Here is a 16,264-nt window from a genome sequence, read left to right as displayed (position 1 = left end):
GCTAACCCCGTCTTGGACTGTTTGGTTCAAGATAGGGTGGGCGGTCCAGGAGCCGTAGGAGCGAGGCGGGTGCGGGATGGCCGGGAAGAAGCAGTTCGACGTGGGTGTCGCGCTCGACGCGGCGATGCTCCGGTTCTGGCGGGCCGGGTACGCGGACACCTCGCTCGATGACCTGTGCCGGGTGACCGGGCTGAACCGGAGTTCCCTCTACTCCTCGTTCGGCGACAAGGAGTCGCTCTATCTGCGCTGCCTGGACCGCTACGCCCTCCGGTACGGGGACCGGTACGAACAGGCGCTCGCCTCCGGTGCGCCCGGCGAACCGCTGCGCGCGGTCCGGGCGTTCTTCGACGTCACCCTCCAGCGCATCGCCGACCCCGACGTACCGGACGGCTGCCTGGTCGCCCAGACCGCGATGGCGACCCCCGTACTCGGCCCCGCCATCGCCGCGCGCGCGATCGAAGCCGTGGGGCTCCAGCGCGCGCGGCTGCGGACCGCCCTGAACACCGGGGAGTTGACCGCCGGCGACGCCGAGAACCACGCCACCCACATCACGGCGGTCAACCAGTCGCTGGCCGTGATGAGCCGGGCCGGGGCGAGCCGGGAGCAGCTCGGCGCGATCGTCGACATCAGCATGAGCGCGCTGGCGCAGGCTCTGCGCGGCCGGGGATAGTCCGGTTCAGAAGGCGTGTGCCATCAGTTCCGCGAACAGTGCGTGCTCGTCGACATCGAGGCCCCGCGAGCGGAACCAGCCGCAGATGTTGGCGCAGTCGCGCTCGAGGAAGGTCATCCCGTTGAGGTTGCCGACCAGGTCGACGATCTGCGGCAGGTCGATGACGACCAGCCGCTCGCCCGCCGCCAGGATGTTGTACGCCGAGAGGTCGCCGTGCACGAGGCCGTTCTGCACCATCGTCGCGAGCGCCTCGGTGAGCTGCTCGAAGTACGACGCCAGCAGCTCGGGCGAGGGCCGGGTCTGGGCGAGCCGGGGCGCGGTCGCGACGGTGCCGTCCTCGTCGACGACGGTGATCCACTCCATCAGGATCTCGGTGCCGTCGATCTGGACCGGGTAGGGAACCGGCAGCCCGAGGTTCCAGAGCCGCACCAGCGCGGCCCACTCGGACACCGCCCACTCGCCGGCCGCGACCTGCCGGCCGAAGGTGCTCTTCCGCTTGACGGCCCGCTCGTCACGTGAGCGCTTCATCGAGCGGCCCTCGGTGTAGGACGCGGCGCGGTGGAAGGACCGGTGCTCGGGAGAGCGGTACCGCTTGGCCGCCATCACCACGCCGGCGTCGGGGGCGCGCGGGTCGGCGCGCTCGACGAGGTGGACGTCGGCCTCCTTGCCGGTCTTGAGGACACCGAGCTCGGTGTCGATCGCGCCCTGCGAGGTCACCACCCAGTCCGGGAGCGGCTCGGGGCCCCGGCAGAGGGGTTCGACGCTGAGCCAGGTCGACCAGCGCTGCCCGTCCTCGAGGTCGTCGTCGTAGGCACGGAAGTCGAAGACGAACCGGTCGTCCACGTCACCCAGGTCGCCCGGCGGCGGGACGCGGCGATCGGGGTCGGTGCTGAAGTCGTCAGGAAATACCGGGTGTTGAGGGTCTTGCGAGAGCTCGTCGTGAGACATCGCTGGAGGTGCTCCATGAGGTGAGAGGAAGGCGGTCTGCGGGCAGGCCGAGAACAGTCGTCGTCACGGTCGTGCCTCCTCTCGTGGAGCACCGGGCGGTTCCCGGTGTCCCGCCCATGGTGAGGGGCGGGCCGGGGAGCGGCAACCGAATATTGTCGGCACGGCCGGCGTTCTGACGGGTCGCGTCCGCGCAGTCCCCGTCGTCCGCTCTAGTGCCGGACCCGGACGACCAGCTTCCCCGTGGCCCGGTCGTGCTCCATGTCCTCGTGGGCCTGCGGTACCTGCTCCAGGCCGTCGTACACGCGGTCCACGGGGAAGGACAGCCGGCCGGCGGCGACCGCGTCGAGGATGTCCTGGAACACCGGCGCGGGCAGGTCGGAGGCGTCGCCGAAGTAGCCCGCCAGGCGGACCCCCCTGGGCAGGTACTCGTTCGGGGAGAAGTCCCGCACCGTCCACTGGTTGGAGAGGCTGCCGCCGAAGCAGGCCGTGCCGTGGACGCGGACCGTGCGCAGGGTGTCGGGGAGGGTCGGCGTGCCGACGAGGTCGAGAGCGGCGTCGACGCCGTCCGGGTACAACTCGCGTACGGCGGGGGCGACTTCGCCGGTGTCGAGCACGGGGTGGTCGACACCGCGCTCCTTCAGGAACGGGAGCCGACCGGCCTGCCGGGTGGTGGACAGCACCGTGGCTCCGCGCCAGCGGGCCAGCGCGGCGGCCGCCAGGCCCACCGAGGAGGTGCCGCCGCGGATCAGCACGGACTGGCCGGGCCTCAGGTCCAGGCCGACGGTGAGCGAGCCGTAGGCGGTCTGCACCATCTCCGGCAGCGCGCCCAGCACCTCCCAGGGCAGCTCGGTGTCGACGGGGATCACCTGGGACAGCGGCACCGACGTGTACTCGGCATAGCCGCCGTCGTACGTGCGCCCCATGTCGCCCATCATCGCGACGACCTTCTGCCCGGGGACCAGACCGCTGCCGGCCGGGGCCGCGTCGACCGTACCGGCGGCCTCGATCCCCGGCACCCGCGGAAAGCTGACGCCCTCGCTCACCCCCAGCCGGAGCTTCAGCTCCGAGCGGTTGAGCCCGAACGCCTCGACGCGGATCCGCACCCGGTCGTCCCGCTCGGGCGGGAGCGGGAGGGTGGTCACCCGCAGGTTGTCCACGGGGCCGGGGGCGGAGAGCCGGACGGCGCGCATGGTGGTCGGGGAGGACGTCATGGGGCTGCCTACTTCCCGGGGGCGGAGGAGAGCCGGTCGGGGGGCGTCAACGTGCGGCCGTCGAGCCTTCATTCCCGACTCGCCCTGGATTCACGGCCGTTGGCGCAAGCGCGCACCTGGCCTACGCGTGGGCCGCGGCCCGGGGGAGGTGGTCGCGCACGAGCCGGAACCGCTCGCGGAAGACCCGCCGGGTGCCCGCCCCCACGTCGATCACGTCCGTGGCTCCCGGTAGGTGGAGGAGCGGCTGTGACGGGCCCGCGCGACCCCGGATTGTTACCGGCCGGTACTAAACTCCTGAGCAGCCCATATAACGTATGAGCGGAAGCAGAGGCGCTCGCCGACCCCCTTCAGAACACGTCCGTAAGAAAGTTCGTGAAGTTCTTCACAAGGAATTCTGTCCTGTTGGGCGACGAGACTGCCCCGGTTGGCCCTTCCGGGGTCCCGGCGGGTCTGGGAGCGTGCTCGGAGGGGCGGTGCGGGAGTGATTCGAGGGCGTTTCGGGAGGGTGTCGCGGAGGTGTGGTCCAGGGGGTCCGGAGGGGTAGAGGAGCAGCTCACGCGGCCTTGACAACGGGGCGAACCGCACCGTGGTTCCCCTCCCGTGAAGGGCCCTGGATCATGCGAGTCGCGGAGGATAACACAGCCCCTGTGGAAGCTTGTGAAGGGGCGCACGAGCGACCCCCCAGGGGCAGGTGGATACTCGATGGCATGAGCACCACGGAGCGTCCCAGGATCCTCGTAGTAGGCGGTGGGTACGTAGGCCTGTACGCAGCTCGGCGCATTCTCAAGAAGATGCGCTACGGCGAGGCGACCGTCACGGTCGTCGACCCCCGGTCGTACATGACCTACCAGCCCTTCCTCCCCGAAGCCGCCGCCGGCAGCATCTCCCCTCGGCACGTCGTCGTCCCGCTGCGACGCGTGCTGCCGAAGGCGGAGGTCCTCACCGGCCGGGTCACCACCATCGACCAGGACCGCAAGGTCGCCACGATCGCCCCCCTCGTGGGTGAGGCGTACGAGCTGCCTTTCGACTACCTCGTCATCGCGATGGGCGCGGTCTCCCGCACCTTCCCGATCCCCGGCCTCGCCGAACAGGGCATCGGTATGAAGGGCATCGAGGAGTCCATCGGCCTGCGCAACCACGTCCTTGAGCAGCTCGACAAGGCCGACTCCACCACCGACGAGGAGATCCGCCGCAAGGCGCTCACCTTCGTCTTCATCGGCGGCGGTTTCGCCGGTGCGGAGACCATCGGTGAGGTCGAGGACATGGCCCGGGACGCGGCCAAGTACTACACCAACGTCTCCCGCGAGGACATGCGCTTCGTCCTCGTCGACGCCGCCGACAAGATCCTCCCGGAGGTCGGCCCCAAGCTCGGCCTCTACGGCAAGGAGCACCTGGAGAGCCGCGGGATCGAGATCTACCTCTCGACCTCCATGGACTCCTGCGTCGACGGCCACGTCGTGCTGAAGAACGGCCTCGAGGTCGACTCCAACACGATCGTGTGGACGGCCGGCGTCAAGCCGAACCCCGTTCTCTCCCGCTTCGGCCTCCCGCTCGGCCCGCGTGGTCACGTCGACGCCCAGCCGACCCTCCAGGTCACCGGCACCGACTACGTCTGGGCCGCCGGCGACAACGCCCAGGTGCCCGACATCGCCAGCCGCAAGGCCGGCGTCGAGAACGCCTGGTGCCCGCCGAACGCCCAGCACGCGCTGCGCCAGGCGAAGGTCCTCGGCGACAACGTGATCTCCGGCATGCGGGGCTTCCCGCAGAAGGAGTACTCGCACGCCAACAAGGGTGCGGTGGCGGGTCTCGGCCTCCACAAGGGCGTCGCGATGATCGTCATGGGCAAGGTGAAGATCAAGGTCAAGGGCAGGCTCGCCTGGTACATGCACCGTGGCTACCACGGTCTGGCCATGCCGACCTGGAACCGCAAGATCCGCATCTTCGCCGACTGGACGCTCGCGATGTTCCTCAAGCGCGAGGTCGTCTCGCTCGGCGCCATGGAGAACCCCCGCGAGGAGTTCTACGAGGCCGCCAAGCCGGCACCGGCGCCCGCCGCGGCAGCCAAGACGGAAGAGAAGGCCAAGGCTTCCTGACCTCCGGTCACGCCCGGCCCGTAGCACCCCTGTAGTACCCGTAGTACCTGCAAGCCCGAAGGGGCCGTCCGCCATCCGTGGTGCGGGCGGCCCCTTCGGCGTGTCCGGGGCTTCGCGGGGCTTCTGACCAACCGTCACCGACCCGTACACCCGGACGTGGTGGAGCCGCTACCCTTCGTTGCGTGCGGCGCGGCCCAACGGGGGGTCGGGGGAGGGGGCGGCACGTGGTCGAGGCTCCGGACGAGATGCAGAAGAGGATCCGGATCGACGTCGTCGGCGCCCTGCTGCGCATCACAGCGCTCACGGGTCCGGCCGCCAGGAACGAACTGCTGCTGGCGCTGCGGGACGAGGTCGGCCGTTCACCGGAGCCGCCGGAGAACCTGACGACCCGCATGTGGTACGGGGCGCTCGTCCGCTCCTGTACGCAGGACGGCGAACCGTGTCTGCTGCCCGGCCTCGCCAGAGCCCTGGACCAGGTGGATCCGGGCAGCCACCAGACACTGACCGTGCATCGCCTGGCCGAGGAGTGGAACGCGGCCGTCACCCTGCCCCGGTTCGCGCCCAGGTGGGACTGGCTGCGCGGGCGGTTGACCGGCCCGGCGGCGGGCACGGCGGCGGACCTGCTCACCTTCGCCACCCACGGCCGGCTGACCGAACTGCCGTCCCACTGCGGCACGGTGTGGGACGTCTTCCTCCATCTGTACGGCCATACGGCACCGCCGGGCGGACTGCCGCCCTGGATGCTGCTGATGGTCCGGGTGTCGAAGCTGCTCGGCGGCACGGACGGACACGAGGTGTTCGTCCTGACGCGGAACACCGCCAAGGACGAGAGCCCGGAACTGGCCCACCGCGTGGACCTGGCCCGGCGGACGTCCACCGCCCCGGCCGTCGCCCTACCCCGGGCGACGGACTATCTGGTCATCAGCATCGACCCGCACTCCCGGGTCACCGGGCAGTACGCCGTCAAGTCCTGGCTGCAGTCACAGGTCGACCCGGACCGCATCGAGACCGTCCCGGGGCCCGAGGCGCCACACCCGGTCGGGCGCGCGGGCCTGGAGGACGCGGTGAACGAGATCGTGTCGCAGGCCGAGCGGGTCGAGGGCGTCCGCCGCCGCAGAGCCGAACTGCGGCTGGAGTTCGTCCTGCCGCTGGAGCTGCTCAACCTCCCCGTGCACCGGTGGTCCGCCGGCCGGCCCGGCGCGCAGGCCGCGCTCGCCGCCCGCTACGAGGTCGTCATCCGCAGCCTGGACCGGCTGCGCAACCAGGACTGGCACCGGGTCTGGCTGCAGCGCTGGCAGCGGCTAGACAAGCCCGGCTCCACGTCCAAGTTCATCAGTCCCGCGGGCTTCGCTCCGGACCCGGGCAATCTCTCGCAGCTCGTGGCCCAGCTCAACGAGGAACAGTTCGTGGTCGCCGTGCTCAGCGAGCCGCCCGAGCCCGGGTGGCCGCGGGGGCCGCGCGAGGCCGAGGCCGCCCTGTGGACCGGTATGCCGGTGCTGCTCTGGCACCACACCATGGAGACGAACGCCGAGGTCAAGAGGCTCGTCAGAAACCTGATCAAGGGCCGGCTCTCCGACCTGCCCACCAAGGTCGCGGTCGCCCGCCGCCGGGGACTCGCCCAGCACCGGGCCCAGAATCCGATGACCCAGCACCTGGCCGTGCTCTGGGACGACCCCGACCGCAACCCGTACACGCCCGTGCCGCAGCCGTTCGCCTCCGACGACCCCGTGGGCCCGGGGGCCGTGTAGAAGGGAGCCCGCCTTGGAAGCCGAGTCCTGGTGGATGTACCGGGGGGACGCGCGGCCGGCCGCCCCCGAGGAACGCGCGCCGTGGCCGCCGCCTCCCCCCTGGCGGAGCTTCGACGGCGAGCCCGTGCAGCCCGCGCCGCCCGACGAGGATCCCCCGGGCATCCGCCACCTGGGCGCGGGCGACGGGCCGGTCGCCGGTCCCGACCTGGACGCGGCGGGGCTCGCCGTGGTGAACGCCGCCGTCTGCCTGCGCCGCCCCCTGCTGGTCACCGGTCCGCCGGGCACGGGCAAGAGCGGCCTGGCCCGCCGCATCAGCCGCGAGCTCGGCCTCGGACCGGTGCTGAGCTGGTGGATCACCAGCCGTACGACCGTGCGCGAGGGGCTGTACGAGCAGGACGCGGTCGGCCGTATCTGCGCCGGCGCCGCCGGACGCACGGAGGTCGGCGCGGGGGAGTTCATCCGGCTCGGACCGCTCGGCACCGCCCTGCTCGCGTACGAACGGCCGCGGGTGCTGCTGGTCGAGGGCCTGGACCGCAGCGACGTGGCGCTCGTCGACGAACTGCACGGTGTCCTGGACCAGGGCGGCTTCGCCGTGCCCGAACTGCGCGGCACCGCGTCGGCCACGGTCGGCACGGCGGACGAGCACGGCCCGGGAGCCGAGGTCGTCCGGGGACGCGTGCGCTGCCTGCAGTTCCCCGTGGTGGTCATCACGGCCGAGGACGAGAGCAGTCTGTCGCCCGCGTTCGTGGGCGAATGCCTGACGCTACGGCTGTCCGGCCCGCCCTCGCCCGAGCGGCTGGCCGCGTCCTGGCTGCCGTCCGACGCGGTCGAGCGCGGCGAGCGGGCGGCCCTCGCGGTGCTGGAGGGCATGGAACCCGGCCAGGTGCCCACGGCCGGCGCGCTGCGGGACGCGATGTGGCTGGGAGTGATCCGGGACCGGGCGGGTGGTCAACGCCCGGAGGGGGAATATCCGGGGCAGGCCGCCCTGGACGCGCTGTGGCGCAGGGGACGCGGGGGGAGAAGCGAATGAGTGCTTCCTGTCGGGGGGATCCGCCGGGCGGGTTCCCGGACTCCGCCCATCTGCTGCGGGCCCTGCGGCGCCTCGGCACGCTGCCGGGCCGGCCGGACGCGGTGGTGGTCCTCGACGACTCTCCCGCCGCGCCCGTCTGGCGGGAGACGGCCCGTGAGTTCACCGAACTCGTACGCCGCTGCGGGGCGTTCGGCCGGGTGGCGCTGCGCGAGCACGGGCCCGGCGAGGGCCGCGCGCTGCCGGCCGGCCCGGGCCGGGTGCTCCTGCTGCTGACCGACGGCTGGGGGTACGGCTGGCGGTCGGGCGGTACGGCGGCGGCGCTGGCCCGCTGGGCGGCGCACGGGCCGGTGGCCGTGGTCCAGTTGATGCCCCGGAGCCTGTGGGACCGTTCCGCGCTCACCACCTGGCCCGCGTTCGTGTGGTCCACCGGACGCGGCGCACCGGCGCACCGGCTCCGCTGCCGGGTCCGCGGCATCGCCCCCGACGCGGCCGGGCCGCCCGGCACCGGCGCGCTGATCCCGGTACCGGTGCTGGAACTCGACGCCGGTGAACTGACCGGCTGGGTCCGGCTGATCACCGGTGCCGAGCCGGGCCCGGTGCCCTTTCCGGTCACCTTCGCGGGCCGCGGGCCGGTCACCCCGGGGCCCCGCGTCGGCCCCGCACCGGCCAAGCCGTCCGACGTCGCCGAGGCATTCCGGCGGTGGGCGCCGCCCGAGGTCTTCCGACTGGCGGTGCTGCTCGCCGCGGTCCCGCTGTCCTGGCCGCTGATCCACCGGGTGCGGCGGCTGTGGGTGCCCGGGGCGGGACGCGCCGGGCTCGCCCAGTTGTTCGCGTACGGCCTGCTGCGGCCGGTCGCGGCGGCCCGGACGGACGCCCAGCCGGTGCGGTTCGACTTCGTGCCCGGGCTGCGGGAGGAACTGCTGGCGTTCCTCCGCAAGGACGACCTGCGCCGGCTGGTGGACACGATCACCGAGGGCCTCGGCCCGTCCTCCCGGCGGTGCTGGGAGCTGCCGCGGCTGATGGCGGAGCCGCGGGCGCCCCTGACCGTTCCGGTCAGCGAGGAGACCGTTCCCTGGCTCACCGCGCAGAAGGCCGTCCTGGGCGCGCTGTCCGGCCCGGGTCTGGAACCCGCGCGCCGGATGGGCCAGGCGCTGGCCGACCACATGGTCGTCCGCCGCCTGGGTCGGGCGCGGGCCCGGCAGTCCGCCGAACACCTGTCGTCGTACAAGGAACCACCGTCACCGACACACGCGGTCACTCAGGAAAGGGGCCTGGAGATGGTCGAGGCCAGCCGGCCGCAGAGCGGTACGCGGTCCGGGAGCACCCCGGCGGTATGGGGCAACGTACCGCCGCAGAACGCGAACTTCATCGGCCGTGAGGCCCTGTTGGACAACCTGCACCGCAGACTCCAGCGCGAGCGTGCCACGGCCGTGCTGCCCAACGCCCTGCACGGTATGGGCGGTGTCGGGAAGTCGGCCCTCGTCATCGAGTACCTGTACCGCAGGCTCAGTGACTACGACGTCGTCTGGTGGATCCCCGCCGAGCGCACCAGCCAGATCGTCCGCTCGCTGGCCGAACTCGCCCTGCGCCTGGGCCTGAAGACCAGTGGCGAGGCGGGCACGGCGGTGCCCGCGGTGCTGGAGGCACTGCGCAGGGGCGAGCCGTACGAGGACTGGCTGCTGGTCTTCGACAACGCCGAGAGCCCGGAGAACGTCCGCGGCTACTTCCCGGCCGGCGGCACCGGCAACATCCTGGTCACCTCGCGCAATCCGCAGTGGTCGAACGTGGCCCGGCCGCTGGAGGTCGATGTGTTCGCCCGTGCGGAGAGCACCCAGTTGCTGCGCCGCCGCACCCGGGAGCTCGCCGACGACGAGGCCGACCAGCTCGCGGAGGCCCTGGGCGACCTGCCGCTGGCGGTCGAGCAGGCGGCCGCCTGGCTGGCCGAGACCGGCATGTCGGCCGGTGAGTACCTCCGGCTGTTCGAGGAGAAGCGGCTGGAGCTGCTCGACGAGACGGAGTCACCGGACTACGAGTCGCCGGTGATCGCCGCCTGGAACGTCTCCCTGGACCAACTGGAGGCGAAGAACCCGGCGGCGCTCCAACTGCTCCAGGTGTGTTCGTTCTGCGCTCCCGAGCCCATCCCGCGCAACCTCTTCAACAGTCTGCGGGACCGCTCCATCGCGCCCGAACTGGACGTGGCGCTGCGCGACCCGATCCGGCAGGCGCAGACCATCCGGGAGATCGGCCGCTTCTCCCTGGCGCGGATGGACCACCGGGCCAACGCCATCCAGTTGCACCGACTGGTCCAGATGGCGTTGCAGGCCCGGATGACCGAGGAGGAACAGGACCGGATGCGCAGCGGCGCGCATCAACTCCTCGTCGCCAACGACCCGTTCGACCCGGAGAACGCCAACCACTGGGACCGGTACGGTGAGTTGACCCCGCACGTGATGGCCTCCGACGCGGTGCACTCCGAGGACCGGTGGGTACGGGCGCTGATCATCAACGAGGTCAAGTACCTCTGCCGGTGGGGGGATTACGACACCGGCAGCGAGCTGGCCGACGAGGCGTTCGAGATCTGGGAGAACGCGTTCGGCTCCGACGAGCAGACACTCGGCCTGGCGAAGTGGCTGGGCGTGCTGCACTTCAGCCGGGGCCGCTACCAGGACGCCGCACGTCTCAACGCCTCGGTGCTGGAGTCGTACCGGGCCACGCTCGGCGAGGACCATCCGGAGACGCTCGACGCCCTGGGCAACGTGGCCATCGACCGGCGGGTGGAGGGCGAGTTCGGCGCCGCCCTGGAACTCTCGGAGTCCGTCCACGAGCGGCTGCTGCGGCTCAACGGCGAGGACGATCCGGACACGCTGCGGGCGGCGCACAACGTGGGCGTGAGCCTCAGGCTGGCCGGTCTGTTCGGCCGGGCCCGGCAGCTCGACGAGGACACCTGGAACCGCAAGGTCCACATGTTCGGCCTCGACCACGCGGCGAGCCTGGTCACCTGGCTCGGGCTGATCGTGGACATGAGGGAACTCGGCGACTACCACCAGGCGCTCACCTACCAGGAGGAGATCACCTCCCAGTGCCGTATCGCGCTCGGCAACGGCAACCCGCTCACCATGTCCTGCCTGCGCCACCTCGCGGTCGCCCGCCGCAAGGCCGGCCACCACGACCAGGCCCGGCGGGCGGCGGACGGCGCGCTGGGCCGGCTGATCGAGCGCTACGGCGAGCACGACCCCGAGTCGCTCGCCGCGAACCTGGAGGTGACGGTGAACATGCGTCACTCCGGCGACCTCGACCAGGCCTACGAACTGGGCAGCCGGATCCACGACCAGTACGCGGTCACCTTCGGTCCGACGCATCCGCACACGGTCGCCTCCTGGGTGAACCTGGCGGTGACCCTGCGGCTCAACAGCGAACCGGCGAAGGCCCGCGAGATCGACGAGGAGGCGCTGCGCCTGCTGAGCGCACGGCTCGGCGACCTCCATCCGCTGACCCTGGTGTGCGCGGCCAATCTGGCGAGCGACCGCTACGCGCTGGGCGACATGGAGGCCGCCCGCGAACTGGACACCGAGACCCTGGCCCGTACGGTCGACGTGTTCGACGCGGACCACCCCTCGGCGCTCGTCTGCGCGGCCAACCTGGCGCTCGACCTGCGGGCGACCGGCGCCGTGCGCGAGGCCGAGGCCCTGCACGCCGAGACCGCCGCCCGGCTGGCAGCCACCCTGGGACCGGAGCACCCCGCGGCACAGCAGGCCCAGGACTGGGACCGCCGCGCGAACTGCGACATCGACCCGATGCCGCTGTGAACGTGTGGCCTTGGCGCCTGCCCGGCGCGGTGCGCGAGGCGGAGACCCTGCACGCCGGGACCGCCACGCGGCTGGGGGGCCACCCTGGTGAACACGGGCCGCGTTCGGCCAACTGCCGTGGCCGGGTGGGATGTTCGGCATCCGCTATGAACGCGGGTTCCCGGCGAGCCGCCGCGGCCGGAAGGGTTGCTCGGCATCCGTCCGGCCGCGGCGGTTGTGGTCTTGCTGTCTCCGTTTCCGGTCAGTCCCTTGTGAACGCGGGTTCCCGGCGAGCCGCCGCGGCCGGACGCTGTCCCCGTCCCCGGTCAGTCCCTCCCCGCGTCGGCCATCAGTGACGCGAGCGTCAGGGAGGTGACCTTGCCGTCCAGTTCGGCGGAGAGCGCGCGGACGAACTCCGGTCGGTCGAGAAGCAGTGGGGACGGCCGCGTGCCTCTCGCTCGCAGGGTCAGACCGAGGCCGGCCCAGGCGCTGGGGCGGGGTGAGCGGTCGGAGCGGTCGAGTTCGGCGGCGTAGAGGGTCTCCGCCCGGGCCAGGTCGCCCGCGACCAGGGCGAGATCGGCCGGGGAGGAGCCGGGGACGTCGTCCGAGCCGTTCCGGAGGCGCGCGAAGGCCGCCGGATCGGTGAGCCGCAGGCGGGCCAGCAGGGCGAGGACGTCCAGCCGGCAGCCCTCGGGATCCGTCCGCACCGTGTGGCCGGCCGGGTCCGCGGCACCGGTGGCCGTGGCGCCGGTCAGGACCGAGGCTGCCGCCGCCGCGAGCACGGAGGGCGGCGCCGGACGCACGTGGTGCGCACGCCAGGAGGTGCGATGGTGCACTGCCGCGAAGTCGGCCAGCGTGGCCGCGGGCTCCGGTACCGCCTCGGCCGGCCAGGGGCCGAGTTCCGCCGTGAGACCGTCGACCAGCAGCCGGCCCGCCGCCGTCAGCCCGGGCCTGCCGCTCAGCGTGTCCAGGACGGCCCGGGTCTGGCGCCGCCACAGCGCGAACTCGAAGTGGGCGAGCTGACCGGCCGGCCCCTCGTCCAGCAGCCGCCGGGTCCGCCAGAACGCCGTCACCCCCGCGAAGGCGTACGCCCCGTGCAGGAGCCCGACCAGCGGGCGCGGATCGTCACGCCAGGGAGCGTGGTAAAGCCCCTCGTCCGTGCCGTCGTGCAGCGGGGCGAGCCTCATCAGCCCGTTCAGCACGGAGTGCCGGAACTCGTGGATCAGTGTCACCGCCAACTCGGCGGCGGCCGCGTCCTCGTCGTCCGGGTGCGGAGCCGACAGCACCACGCAGCCGAACGCGTCGGAGGAGGTCGCGCTGTGCGGTCTCAGCCGTTCCCGGTGCGCGAGCGGCGCCAGAGAGAGCAGCCCGGCCGAGAGGGCGGCGGCACTCTCGGGGTGGTCGCGCACCAGCGTCGTCCAGGCCGCCCCGACCCGCCGTCGCCAGCCCGCGTACTCCTCGTCGGAGAGGCGCGCCGGACGGCCCGTGCCCCCGGCGGGCGGCTGCCCCAGATCGTCCAGGACGACCTCCAGCACCCGCCCGTCGCACTCGGCGCGCAGCCGCCGCAGCCCCGACCACCCGGGCACGGACGTCTCCGGCAGGTCGGGTACGCGGACGTTCCCCACCTCGATGCCGCCAGGACCTCCGCGCACCTCGACGGTCGCGTACGGCTCGGCGGTCGTCGGCTCCGCCCGGCCCAGGCACGGCAGCAGCACCTCCCCGTCCACCACCGGCACCTCGATGCGGAAGGGCAGACCGGCCAGCGCCGCGGCCGAGGCGGCGAGGCGGTGCAGTCCGCCGAACCCGGTCCAGAAGGGTTCCTGGTCCGTTGTCTCCTTCTCTTCCGTCTCCGCGGGAGAACGGTCTTCCGTCCGCCTCAGGGCGCGCAGGGTACGGGCGAGCCAGACCCCGGTCTGCGGATCGAGCAACACCTCGCGCACCCGGTCGGGCGCCCGCCGCTGTGCCCGGGCCAGCAGCTCCCAGGCCGCCTTGCCGATCGGCAGGCGGCCGGCGGAGTCGGCCACGGCGGCACCCCGCTCCAGCAGCACCCGGACCATCAACAAGCGCCTGCTGTACTCCGCCGACAGCAGTTCCTCCACTGCCGACGCACTGTCTCCGGCCGAACCCAGCGCTGTGCGGCAGGTTTCGGACAGCCGGTGCTGCTTCGTCACGTCGGTTTCAGCTTCCCTGGCTGCCCGCAACGGTACTCACGGGACGTTCCACGTCGTCCAACAGAGCCTGCACGGCGGGCTCCACCGCCGGGTCGTCCAAGGGCGGGAGCTGGTCGAAGGCCATGTCGTTGAGGTCGGGGAGCCCTTGCTCCGAGCCGACGTCCGCCCGTGCGGCTGCGTGGTGTCTCGTCATGGCGGAAATCGTAGTCACACAGAGGAGCGAAGACCCCGGGAAGGTCATAAGCGTGGGCCAGGGTTTTCCGTCAGCCGACGGCGGCCGCCGCGGCACGCTGGAGGGCCTGGACCTCCGGTGCGTCCCCGGCGCACAGACGCGCCGCCTCGACGAGTTCTTCGAGGGCTCCGTCGAAGCGCAGACAGGTACGCACGACCGAGAGCGCCGCCAACCGGGGAGTGTCCTGCTCGGGGACCGAAGCCCAGAGGCCCACGTCCCCTCTGACCAGCGCGAGCATCTCCTGACGGGCGCTGCGGGACCGGAACTCCGGCAGGGCGAGCAGGGCATCGACGAGGGCGCCCACGACCGCGACCGGTGGCCGGGCCTGCCGCGCGCCGGGACCGGACGCCGCGACCGCGCCGGAGGCCAGCAACTGCCCTTCACCGCCGTCGAAGGAGCGCGACCAGAGATGGATCGGAGTCTGCCGGGCGAGCCCCTGGGCCCGCAGGGTGGCGAAGGTGCCGCTCAGACCCGAGTGCAGGGCGTCCACGTCGGGGGGCCAGCGGGCGGGATCGGCGGCGGCGAGCAGACGCAGCACCTCCCGGCTGAACAGGCCCGTGCGTTCCGCCGAGAGATTGAGGGCCCGCTCGCCCGCCCGGACGGCGAACAGCGCGGCCTGGTCGTGTCCGGCGGCGGGCGATCCCGCGGCGAACGTGTACCGGGGGAGCCGGCGGCGGGCACGCCGGACATCGTGGAGACTCTGGCACGCGTCGGTCAGCCAGATCTGGCTGCGGAACGAAGGGACGGCATTCGAACGGAAGAATGCCAGGGCTTCGTCAAGATCGACGTTGACCCGGTCGTCCGCGGTCGCGTCTGCGCAGAAGACCCGGCGGTGGCCCTCGGCGTCCACCACACCGTGACCGCCCCACACCACCCAGAGCAGATCACCCTCCTCGCCCGGGATCCGGCGCAGCAGCTCACGGTGGACGGTGGCCTGATCGGCGTGGTGGACGGGGTACGGCCGCTGTTCCCCGGCCGCCGGGCCGCGGTCGAGCGGGGAGACGAGGACCCTCACCCGTTCGGGCGGTACACCGCGGGCCAGAAACCATTCGGCGAAGCGGTGCGCGTCCTCGGCCGGCCCGTCGAGGTCCCAGTCGGGCCCGGCCTCGTAGGACTCGACGCCGACGACGACGGCGCTGGTACGGGCGGGCGCGGCGGAGCGCGTCGTCACGGCAGCTCCCGGGCCAGCAGCGGGTAGAGCTCGGGACGCGACCAGTAGGCGCTGTGCGCGTAGGGGAACGGCTGCCGACTGTCGAGCCGGACGTCCCGGGCCCGGCCGGGGAAGAGCGGCGCGGCGACGAACGCGAGCAGGTCGCGGGGGTCGTAGACGTTGGTCCACGGCGGGAAGCCCGGCGGCAGGCCGCTGCCGAAGGGGAGCGAGGGCAGGGCGTCGATCTCGTAGAGGAAGGGGGCCTGCGAGCCCACCGTGATCAGGCGGGCGACGTCCGGCCGGGGCCGGCCGGCCAGCAGATCGACGGCCGCGATGCCGCCCAGGCTGTGGCCGAGGACCGTCACCGGCCCGCCCTCCTCGGCGGCGCACTCCGCGATGCGCCGGGCGAGCACGGCACGGATGCCGTCGCCGCGGGTCAGATAGCGCAGGACGTCACCGGCCGCGGGATGGGCGGCGTCGGTCAGTGCGCCCCGGCGGCGTTCGACGGCTCGGGCAGCCCCCAGGCGCAGTGCCGTGCGGGCCGTCAGGAGGCCGACGCGGGAGGCGACGGAGCGCGGGTCGGCGCCCGGCGGCGAACCGCCCAGCACCTCGGCGAGCGCCTCGACGAGTCCGTCCCGTGCCCCGCCGTCGCCCTCGACGGCGGCGGGCCCCGCCGACGGGCTGCGGACGGCCTCCGCCACGGCCGCGCGGGCCAGCAGCAGCGGCAGTCCGGGATCGTTGGCGAGCGCGGTGCGGGCGTCGGCCCACGCGTCCGTGTCCAGGACCGCGGCCAGGGCGTCCGGCAGGCGGCCGGTCAGGTCCGCCGCGTCGGCGCGTTCGCGTAATCGCCCGGAGTCGTCCCGGGCCAGCAGCGCCCGTACGGTCTCCTCGGCGTGCTCCCCGGGGAGCACCGCGCCCGGCGGCGGATCCGTCCCCTCGCCGACGCCCGCGAGGCGCAGTTCGTGGAGCGGGTCGGCGTACAGCAGCAGCCAGGAGTCGACCGGATCCGGCTCCGCCTCCTGTGTCGTGCGGGTCCGGTCGTATCCGGGCACCGAGGCGCCGCCGGCGTGCAGCCGGGCGCCCTCCTCGGTCCCCCAGGAGCAGGCGGTGACCGTCACGTCCGGCCGCAGCGGTGCCAGCTTCCGCCGCAGGAGGGACACGACCGCACGCACTCCTTCGTCGCGAACACCCGTCCCGTGCACGAAGAGCAGCGTCGACATGCCGTC

11 protein-coding genes are annotated in these 16,264 nt (G+C 72.8%); 5 read left to right on the top strand and 6 right to left on the bottom strand.

Annotated elements, in window-relative coordinates:
• The first annotated feature begins 76 nt into the window (after positions 1–76).
• The gene (locus OG223_RS21900) at positions 77–670 is read left to right on the top strand and encodes a TetR/AcrR family transcriptional regulator (RefSeq protein ID WP_329251173.1); all 594 of its coding nucleotides are present in this window, start codon (positions 77–79) and stop codon (positions 668–670) included.
• Between the two features lie 6 nt (positions 671–676).
• On the opposite strand, the gene OG223_RS21895 is transcribed toward OG223_RS21900, so the two are convergent.
• Together OG223_RS21895 and OG223_RS21890 are read right to left on the bottom strand one after the other, a co-directional pair.
• Complete coding sequence (locus OG223_RS21895) at positions 677–1,618, bottom strand: serine protein kinase RIO (RefSeq protein WP_329251171.1); 942 nt, start codon at positions 1,616–1,618, stop codon at positions 677–679.
• Between the two features lie 209 nt (positions 1,619–1,827).
• Positions 1,828–2,829, bottom strand: coding sequence for a zinc-binding dehydrogenase (locus OG223_RS21890; protein ID WP_329251168.1), 1,002 nt, complete (start codon positions 2,827–2,829; stop codon positions 1,828–1,830).
• Positions 2,830–3,536: 707 nt separating this feature from the next.
• Between OG223_RS21890 and OG223_RS21885 the strand changes: the two genes are divergently transcribed.
• The 4 genes from OG223_RS21885 to fxsT all read left to right on the top strand — a co-directional run bounded on the left by OG223_RS21885 (position 3,537) and on the right by fxsT (position 11,506).
• Entirely contained in the window at positions 3,537–4,922 is a 1,386-nt protein-coding gene (locus tag OG223_RS21885) for an NAD(P)/FAD-dependent oxidoreductase (RefSeq protein WP_329251165.1), read from the top strand.
• Positions 4,923–5,146: 224 nt separating this feature from the next.
• Positions 5,147–6,670: a VMAP-C domain-containing protein gene (locus tag OG223_RS21880; RefSeq protein WP_329251163.1), complete on the top strand. Its 1,524-nt coding sequence runs from the start codon at positions 5,147–5,149 to the stop codon at positions 6,668–6,670.
• 13 nt (positions 6,671–6,683) lie between these two features.
• Positions 6,684–7,700, top strand: a complete 1,017-nt coding sequence (locus tag OG223_RS21875) for an AAA family ATPase (protein ID WP_329251160.1) — start codon at positions 6,684–6,686, stop codon at positions 7,698–7,700.
• Positions 7,697–11,506, top strand: a complete 3,810-nt coding sequence (gene fxsT / locus OG223_RS21870) for an FxSxx-COOH system tetratricopeptide repeat protein (RefSeq protein ID WP_329251157.1) — start codon at positions 7,697–7,699, stop codon at positions 11,504–11,506. The genes OG223_RS21875 and fxsT overlap by 4 nt, the downstream gene beginning before the upstream one ends.
• A 305-nt stretch (positions 11,507–11,811) precedes the next feature.
• Here the strand turns inward: fxsT and OG223_RS21865 are convergent, their stop codons facing one another.
• From OG223_RS21865 to OG223_RS21850, 4 genes are all read right to left on the bottom strand, one after another.
• Positions 11,812–13,656, bottom strand: coding sequence for an HEXXH motif domain-containing protein (locus tag OG223_RS21865; RefSeq protein ID WP_329251154.1), 1,845 nt, complete (start codon positions 13,654–13,656; stop codon positions 11,812–11,814).
• A gap of 7 nt (positions 13,657–13,663) precedes the next feature.
• The gene (locus tag OG223_RS21860) at positions 13,664–13,849 is read right to left on the bottom strand and encodes a hypothetical protein (protein ID WP_329251152.1); all 186 of its coding nucleotides are present in this window, start codon (positions 13,847–13,849) and stop codon (positions 13,664–13,666) included.
• Between the two features lie 70 nt (positions 13,850–13,919).
• Positions 13,920–15,059: an effector-associated domain 2-containing protein gene (locus OG223_RS21855; RefSeq protein ID WP_329251149.1), complete on the bottom strand. Its 1,140-nt coding sequence runs from the start codon at positions 15,057–15,059 to the stop codon at positions 13,920–13,922.
• Positions 15,056–16,258, bottom strand: a complete 1,203-nt coding sequence (locus tag OG223_RS21850; protein ID WP_329251146.1) for a hypothetical protein — start codon at positions 16,256–16,258, stop codon at positions 15,056–15,058. The genes OG223_RS21855 and OG223_RS21850 overlap by 4 nt, the downstream gene beginning before the upstream one ends.
• Between the last annotated feature and the right edge of the window lie 6 nt (positions 16,259–16,264).

The organism is Streptomyces sp. NBC_01478 (assembly GCF_036227225.1).
GTDB lineage: Bacteria > Actinomycetota > Actinomycetes > Streptomycetales > Streptomycetaceae > Streptomyces.
This window is presented reverse-complemented; position numbering and strand designations above follow the sequence as displayed.